Raw genomic sequence first — 7674 nt, 5'->3', positions numbered from 1 at the left:
AATACCTCCAGTAGAAACTGACGGTATTTTCAATTAATTAAATCCACTCTGCTAGGTGTCGTTGCTCGGACGCTTACGTTGGGTTGAAGATAAACTGCTAGAGTTAACCAAGGTATTTTGTATTGATGTGTGTGCTTATGCCGTAATGAGTAACCACACCCATTTAGTACTCTATGTTGATGATAAAAAAGTAAACAGGTTGAATGACAAAGCGATTGTTATTCGCTGGCATAAACTGTGTAAAGGCACCTTGCTAACGCAGAAATACGTACAAGGTGAAAAGCTAAGCAAAGCAGAACTCATTTTTTTTAATCAAACGGTCAAGCAATATCGCGAACGCTTATCAAGTATTAGCTGGTTTATGCGGTTGCTAAATGAAGATATAGCGCGCAAAGCAAATAAAGAAGATAACTGCACAGGCAGGTTCTGGGAAGGGCGCTTTAAATCACAAGCACTCCTAGATGAAGCCGCACTTGCAGCCTGTATGGCGTATGTAGACTTAAACCCCATTAGAGCGAAAATGGCTAATAGTCTGGAGGAATCGGACCATACCAGTGTTCAAAAGCGTTTAACAAGCGCGACAGAAGGAAAGCAACCTAAACAGTTACTTCGCTTTGCAGGTATGTCACGTCAAATAATGCCAAAAGGGCTGCCGTTTGAGCTTAAATCGTACCTTGAGCTTGTCGAATTAACGGGGGGAATAATACGGGAGGATAAACACGGACATATTGATAATTCAGGTCTTTCTTTGCTAGAAAGGCTAAATATATCCCCAGAAAACTGGTTAAAACTAACTACTCAATTTACACGTGTATTTCATGGTGCAGTAGGCAGAGCATCATCACACGAAAGTTACTGCGAGAACCTCAACCGAAAACGGCGAACAAACATGAGTAACTGTGAAAAGTTATTCGGGTAGAGCCTAATCCCCCCCAAAATTACTTCCACTGCATAGCGTAGGCATTTTCGTGGCTGTCACTTAAATTTTACAACGAAATTCACTTATTTTGAAACATAAGTTAGTTTTGCAAAGTGATAACCGCGAAGATTCAGCATTTAAGTTTAATTTTGTAGCAGCATTTAAATAGATATATTAGAGTGGGTGTCATAATAATTTCACTATAGCTAATGGTGATGGGCAGATTGAAGCTGGTACTAACGAGTTAAAGTTTACCGTCAAAATTCAAAATGCTCCAAATAAAAGTATATACCCCGGAGTAGGTTCTAGCTATATATGTAATTTGGGGCTAGGACAAACAATAGAAGCGGTTGGCCCATTTGAACATTTTCATGCAAAACCTTCTAGTGAAAAAACAATGATATTAATTGGTGCTGGGTCTGGTATGGCTCCCCTTAAGTCTCTGATCGAAGAACAGTTAAATATGATTAGAACGAGGAATAAATATAATAGAAAAATTTATTTTTTCTATGGAGCCAGAACCGAAAATGATTTACTGTATCAAGATAAGTTCTTTGAGTTATCAGGGGGAAATCCCAATTTCCATTATTACTCTGTGCTGTCTAGACCGTCTAAATATTGGACCGAAACTAAAGGATATGTTCAAGACTTACTTGCAACAAATATTAGTGATATTTGCAAAATTGATAGTGTTGAATTCTATGTTTGTGGACCACCCGAAATGATGAAAACAACCATTGAACTACTTAAAGAAAACAACGTAGATGCAAGTGATATTGCATTTGATAGATTTACATAATACCCATTTAAAAATTATTAACGTAGGAGAAAACCATGAAAACTTTAACAAAACTAGCTCTGGTATTGATACCAACCATTACTTTATCAATGACGGCATCCGCTCATGATCCGAAAATGCATGCAAAAAAAGCAGAAAAAGCTGATTGTAGCAAAATGGATGATAGCAAAATGGATATGAATGATCCTGTTGCAGTTGCAATGATGAAAAAGTGTATGAAGCAATCAAAATCTTCAATGGAGAAAATGGATCACAGCAAAATGAAAGGCATGGATCATAGCAAAATGAAAGGCATGGATCATAGCAAAATGAAAGGCATGGATCACAGTAAAATGAAAGACATGGATCACAGTAAAATGAAAGACATGGATCATAGCAAAATGGACAAAACAAAGGACACAAAAGCTAATGATGATGACCATCAGAACCATTAATTAAATACTGAATGTCACTTAATTGAAGCGCATATTAAGTGACTTTTCTAAGTAAGGAATTGTTATGAAAGCTCTTAAAATTCTATCGATATTATTGCTCTTGGGAGGAGCCAGTGCAGCCACTGTCATGTATTCAGGGATAGTGAATGTAGCCGCAGATGAACCTCACAGTGATATTGTTTATTGGCTTCTTGAAGAAACTAGGGAAGCATCCATAAAGAAATCGGCACAACATATCAAAGTACCTGATTTGGAAAGTCCTGAGTTGTTATTAATGGGAGGAGCAGATTATGAATATATGTGCTCAAGTTGTCATTTAAAACCTGGATTAAAAGAAAGTGATATGAGCATTGGGTTGTATCCTACTCCACCTAATTTAAGTATTTCGCATGAAACCCATCAACACGGTACGGATGAAGAGCTTGCAAAGAAGAACTTTTGGGTGATTAAGCACGGCATAAAAGCTTCGGGGATGCCAGCTTGGGGCAAAACTCACAGTGATGAAAGAATATGGGCAATGGTTGCTTTTATTAAACGATTACCTACAATAACACCCGAGCAATATCAAGTGCTAACGGCAATAGATTAATTATTAAAGATAGGAATAAAAATGAAAATAATTCAAATAATAGTAACAGCGGCTTTGTTAATTTTCTTAACCATGAGCAATGTTACAATAGCTCATGCAAGCGAAAAAAATAATACAAGTAAACGTGGTGAATTGCCCGTATTAACAAGTGATGCAGGTAAAGTCGTTATGCAATTTCACCAAGCCTTACAGGGTGGCGATAAGAGCAAAGCACGCGGCTTTTTAGCTGATGATGTCATTATATATGAGGGCGGTAGAGTAGAGCGCTCAGCAGATGATTATGCTAATCATCATATGCTGGCTGACATGAAATATTTGGCTCAACTTAAAGTAGAAATACTTGAACATGAAGTCAGGGAGGTGGGGGAAACAGCTTACTCAATATCCAAAACAAAGTTAACCGGAGAGTTTCAAGGAAAAGACGTGAAAAGTGAAGGTATGGAAAGTATGATACTTATGAAAAAAAATGGAAAATGGAAAATAGTCCATATCCATTGGTCACACTAGCTTAAAAAAATAATAATAAAGGATAAAAAATGATCAAGTATATTGCAGCAGCTATTTTAGTTATCACAAGTTTTGTTAGCTTTGCTCATGGGGGAGGAAAACATATAAACAAAGATAAACAGGCAATAATCGATATCATTTCGAGTATTAAGTATGGTTGGGAAAATGGAGACGGAGCACCATTTAGAAAGAACTTTCTTGATTATAAAGGTGCTCGATATATAGAAGGTGGCGGGCAAAATACAGGATTGAACTCATTAGTTGAACATCATGTTGAACCTGAAAAAGATGCACTGGAATATTTAAGGCTGAATTTTAGTGAAATAGAAGTTCACTTTGAGGGTGATGACAAATCTTTTGCGTGGGCTATTGCTGATACACGGATAGAAGGAAAAGTGAACAAAAGTGGCAAAATATTCGACAAAACAGGATTTCAAACATTCTTATTTCGCAAAGTAGATAAAAATTGGAAAGTAGTACATACCCATTCTTCTAGTAGAAATAGAAAGTAATAATTGTTTAAAACTGTACAGCATGATGAGTTGTTAGTTTAAAACTTTTACAGGAATGGAGTAGGGCTTTTAAGTGAAAAAAAAGAGATAAATAAAACTTAAATTTATATGAATTTAAAGTCACTTTAGGCCCTATTAAAAAATATTACATCACTTGTTTAGAGTTGAGGTTCGGCTTATGAGAATAGTTTACTTCGGCAATAATATGTTTTCTTCGTGCTTAAAATATTTAATTAAGGGCGGCTTTGAAATTGAAAGAGTTTACATTAACTCGCCCGATTTTACGTCTTCGGCTATATCAAAATTGTGCGAAACGCATCAAATTCCCTTGTTCAAAAATAAGCCTATGAGTGAAGAGCTTGAACATTTGATTTCCATGGGTGTAGAAATGTTCATAGTAGCTGAGTATCTACACATATTACCTGAAACCAATGTTAAGTACGCTATTAACATACACCCGTCAATGTTACCAAACGGCAGGGGGCCAACGCCATTACCATATCTATTAAAATATCCTGAACATTCTGGCGTAACAATTCATAAATTAACAAATGTGGTAGATGGTGGAGACGTGATTCTTCAATCAGATGTTCCCATTCAAAAGAATGAATCTATCACGACAGTCATGGTCAAAATGCATATTGAAGCGGTAAATTTATTAAAAACCTTCCTTTCTGATGTCGAATGTCACTATGAAAATGCTAAGCCTCAATCTGAATACTCATATTTTCCACTCATAGACATAACAGAGCGGATGCTGGACTGGAAACAATCAACACAACACATAAGTAGCAAGATTCGCAGTTATGGCTTTATTGGGGTAGTTCTTAAACTTAATAACCGTCTTTGGAATGCCAAACATCTAGAAACTGTAGAATACGGCCATCATTATGACGCAGGAAAAGTTATATATGAAGATGAATATTTACTTGTTATCAGCTCAAGTGATGGGATAGTTTGTGTTCACAAATATTCGTTATCTTTGATTGATTAACGTAATTGTAATTGGATGTAGAGCATGATTATGAAAATGAAACCGTTAAAGAAAGTTGCACTTACCGTTGTGGTTATCTGGACAATTATTGTTACAACGCTAACTGCAAACTTAATCATATCATCAAAAAAAAGTGCGGTTAAAAATGCTAAAGATGATGCTTTTTCTGCAATTGAACACATTGATGCGACCATAAAACTATTAATAAATGACTACCAAATTAACGATATGAGCTTATCAAGACAATTAGATTTAAAAGGACTTGAATCTAATAGTGGCGTCGTATCTATTGAACTTGGTATAGAGAAACCAAAAGTTTCTCTAGTCTTTGTACAAGAAAATTCAAATGTTAGTAACCAAAATACTTTTTTAGATGAATGGCAAAAAAAACTAGTCGGAGTCTTAATCGATAGAAACGAGACAACTTATTTTATTGATGAGAAAGGTCAAAGCTCTTTTTTAAGAGCTGTAGAGCCAAGAGCTGTAGATCAAGACTGTCAAATTTGCAGGCTAGTAGGACTTGAGAAAAAAGGTGGTTACTTTGGAGGTGTTTTTGTTTCGGTGAATATGAGTCGATACCTTTCAGAAGCCTATTTGCACACATGGAGTATGATTCGAAGCATAGGAATAATTTGGGTATTAGGTATAGCTGCAATCATTTACGGCTATAAAAAAACAAGCAGTGCAGTAACTAAAAAACTAAGAAATTATGAAGAAAGTGTTTTTAATTTAGTCGATATATTAGAGAAACGAGATAGCTATACCGCTGGTCACACCCGAAGAGTTGCAAAATATGCGATGTTACTTGCTGAAGAGCTAAATGTTTCGAGTATTAAAAAAGAGCTACTTTACAGAGCATCGATGCTACATGACATAGGTAAAATATCTACGCCAGACTCTATTTTATTAAAGCCGGGGAAGTTGAGTGATTTAGAATATAAAATTATTAAAAACCATGTAACAACCAGTTATGAAATTCTCTCTAAAGTATCTATCTATAAAGATTTAGCAGAAATAGTTCGACATCATCATGAATATTATGATGGTTCTGGCTATCCCCAAGGTTTAAAAGGAGGCGAGATTCCCTTCTTATCTCAAATTCTCACGGTTGCTGATGGCTTTGATGCTATGACCACAGACAGAATTTATAAAGGTAGAAAATCAGTACAACAAGCAATTCAAGAAATTTCTAAATTAAGTGGACAACAATTTAACCCTGTAATTGTAAAGTCTGCGATTAACGCATTATCAAACGTTAAAATAGATCGTAAAATATCGCAGTTACCAGAGTCTGATTTACAGCATGAACGTTTCTCATATTTCTATAAAGATAATGTGACACATGCATACAATCAAAGGTACTTAGAGCTTTTATTGTCAAAACAAAAACAAGAATTAAACAAATATCGACATGTTTTGCTAATTAGAGTGCATAATTTTTCGAAATATAACTCAGAACATAGCTGGAATAAGGGTGATGAGAAGCTTATAGAAATTGTAAATTCTCTTCAAAAATTTGAAGAAAACCACCTTGTATTTAGGCTATTTGGAGATGACTTTATTCTGTTGCTCAAAAGGAAAATTGACTCATCTGAAAGGGAAGAATTATTGAGGAAAGAAGTAAATGGAACATGCTTATATTATTCAACACGTTATATAGATTTACCAGAAAATAAATTGATCGATATGGAAGAGCTGGAAAAAATTATGCACATGCCTGAATAGGTTGTTTTTCTTCAAAATCATTTAAATAAAACAGTTATGAATCTAGCACTAATGGAGTACAACAAATGAAATTTCCTAAATATAAAATATATAACTACATTGGAATTGTCTTCATTCCCTTGTTGCCTTCATGCATAAGTGCAGCAGAGCCAACGGTAGATAATCAATCAAAGAGTTATCAAGATAAAAACTTTACCAGCATTCAAAAGTCTCTTCAGCAAATGAATAAGAACTTACAAACATTGCCAGCACAACAAACTGCTAAATTAAGCGCTACAAATGATCTTGAAACAACTGGAGATAACCAGGTGAAAAATCAAAATGATACCTCTAATAGCCTTAACCAAAAAATGGGGCGAAATAAAATGGGTATGATGACCAAGAAAAAAAACTGTATGGGCAGAATGTGTAAAATGATGATGAAAAACAAATCAATGATGGGGACCAAACCTTTACCAGAAAAACAAGGCTCGTTATCTACCATGACTGATGTTTTACCCGGCTATCAAGATGCACCACACCTATATCACCTTGGTGAAACCGACTTTTTTTTAGATTATGTATCTGAACTTGAACTGACTTCAGGGCAGGTTGAACAATTGTTTAACATAAAGCAGCAATGGGGAATTACTCAACGAGAAAAAGTTACTCTGCGTGAACAACTCGAAAAGCGTTTGTGGAAAGAGACCGCTTCAGGAATGCCTAATTTAAATGAGGTTAGAGATACTCTTTCAGAAATAGCATCTGTCAATTCAACACTACGATTATCATTTATCGAGATGGTCGGTCAATCTGTAGACGTTTTATTGCCGCAACAAGTGGAACTTATTAAAAAAATAAATATATCAAAAGAATTTGATAGTAAGGGATAGGTCTATGATGAATTTCTTTTTTAGTAAAACAGTTATTACTCTATCACTTTGGGTTACCTTATATTTTTATTGCACTGCATCATTTGCTCAGCAAGGGAAAGATGAACATGCGAATCATCACCCAAAGAATTCACAAATCGCATCGGTTTCACCAACTCAAAAAAATATTGTCGTAGCTAATAATGACGGTGTGAGTAACTTATCTGTTGATAGTGTTGGCCAAACACAAACCTCTGTTATGTCTAACGGAGTTTTTCAAGTTAGTTGTCGCCTCAAGTTAAATTTTATGCCGCCCGCATTTCTTCTTTTTTCTCAGGGTTTAA

9 protein-coding genes and 1 pseudogene are annotated in these 7674 nt (G+C 35.3%); all 10 read left to right on the top strand.

Going from position 1 to position 7674, the window contains the following annotated elements:
• Positions 1–70: 70 nt before the first annotated feature.
• A pseudogene (locus AAEY57_RS18170) lies at positions 71–919 on the top strand (transposase); the annotation flags it as partial.
• A 322-nt stretch (positions 920–1241) separates the two neighbouring features.
• Positions 1242–1718: a ferredoxin reductase domain-containing protein gene (locus AAEY57_RS18165; RefSeq protein ID WP_350608458.1), complete on the top strand. Its 477-nt coding sequence runs from the start codon at positions 1242–1244 to the stop codon at positions 1716–1718.
• Between the two features lie 35 nt (positions 1719–1753).
• Positions 1754–2152: a hypothetical protein gene (locus AAEY57_RS18160; protein WP_350608457.1), complete on the top strand. Its 399-nt coding sequence runs from the start codon at positions 1754–1756 to the stop codon at positions 2150–2152.
• 64 nt (positions 2153–2216) lie between these two features.
• Positions 2217–2741 (top strand): c-type cytochrome, encoded by a 525-nt coding sequence (locus tag AAEY57_RS18155; RefSeq protein ID WP_350608456.1) that lies wholly within the window; start codon positions 2217–2219, stop codon positions 2739–2741.
• Positions 2742–2762: 21 nt separating this feature from the next.
• A complete protein-coding gene (locus AAEY57_RS18150) occupies positions 2763–3248 on the top strand; it encodes a YybH family protein (protein ID WP_350608455.1) in 486 nt (161 codons plus the stop codon).
• A 29-nt stretch (positions 3249–3277) separates the two neighbouring features.
• Positions 3278–3760 carry a YybH family protein gene (locus tag AAEY57_RS18145; protein ID WP_008128594.1) on the top strand — a complete coding sequence of 161 codons (483 nt, stop codon included), beginning with the start codon at positions 3278–3280 and terminating at the stop codon, positions 3758–3760.
• A 178-nt stretch (positions 3761–3938) separates the two neighbouring features.
• Positions 3939–4754, top strand: a complete 816-nt coding sequence (locus AAEY57_RS18140) for a methionyl-tRNA formyltransferase (RefSeq protein WP_008128592.1) — start codon at positions 3939–3941, stop codon at positions 4752–4754.
• Positions 4755–4784: 30 nt separating this feature from the next.
• Positions 4785–6479, top strand: coding sequence for an HD domain-containing phosphohydrolase (locus tag AAEY57_RS18135; RefSeq protein ID WP_249365181.1), 1695 nt, complete (start codon positions 4785–4787; stop codon positions 6477–6479).
• Positions 6480–6544: 65 nt separating this feature from the next.
• A complete protein-coding gene (locus AAEY57_RS18130; RefSeq protein ID WP_008113889.1) occupies positions 6545–7351 on the top strand; it encodes a hypothetical protein in 807 nt (268 codons plus the stop codon).
• Positions 7352–7355: 4 nt separating this feature from the next.
• Positions 7356–7674, top strand: a 319-nt coding sequence (locus tag AAEY57_RS18125; protein ID WP_350608454.1) for a hypothetical protein, incomplete at its 3' end; no start/stop codon positions are given.

This window comes from Pseudoalteromonas sp. MER144-MNA-CIBAN-0113 (genome assembly GCF_040308965.1).
Lineage (GTDB): Bacteria > Pseudomonadota > Gammaproteobacteria > Enterobacterales > Alteromonadaceae > Pseudoalteromonas > Pseudoalteromonas tetraodonis.
The sequence above is the reverse complement of the archived record's forward strand: the minus strand, read 5'-3'. Positions and strand labels throughout refer to the sequence as shown.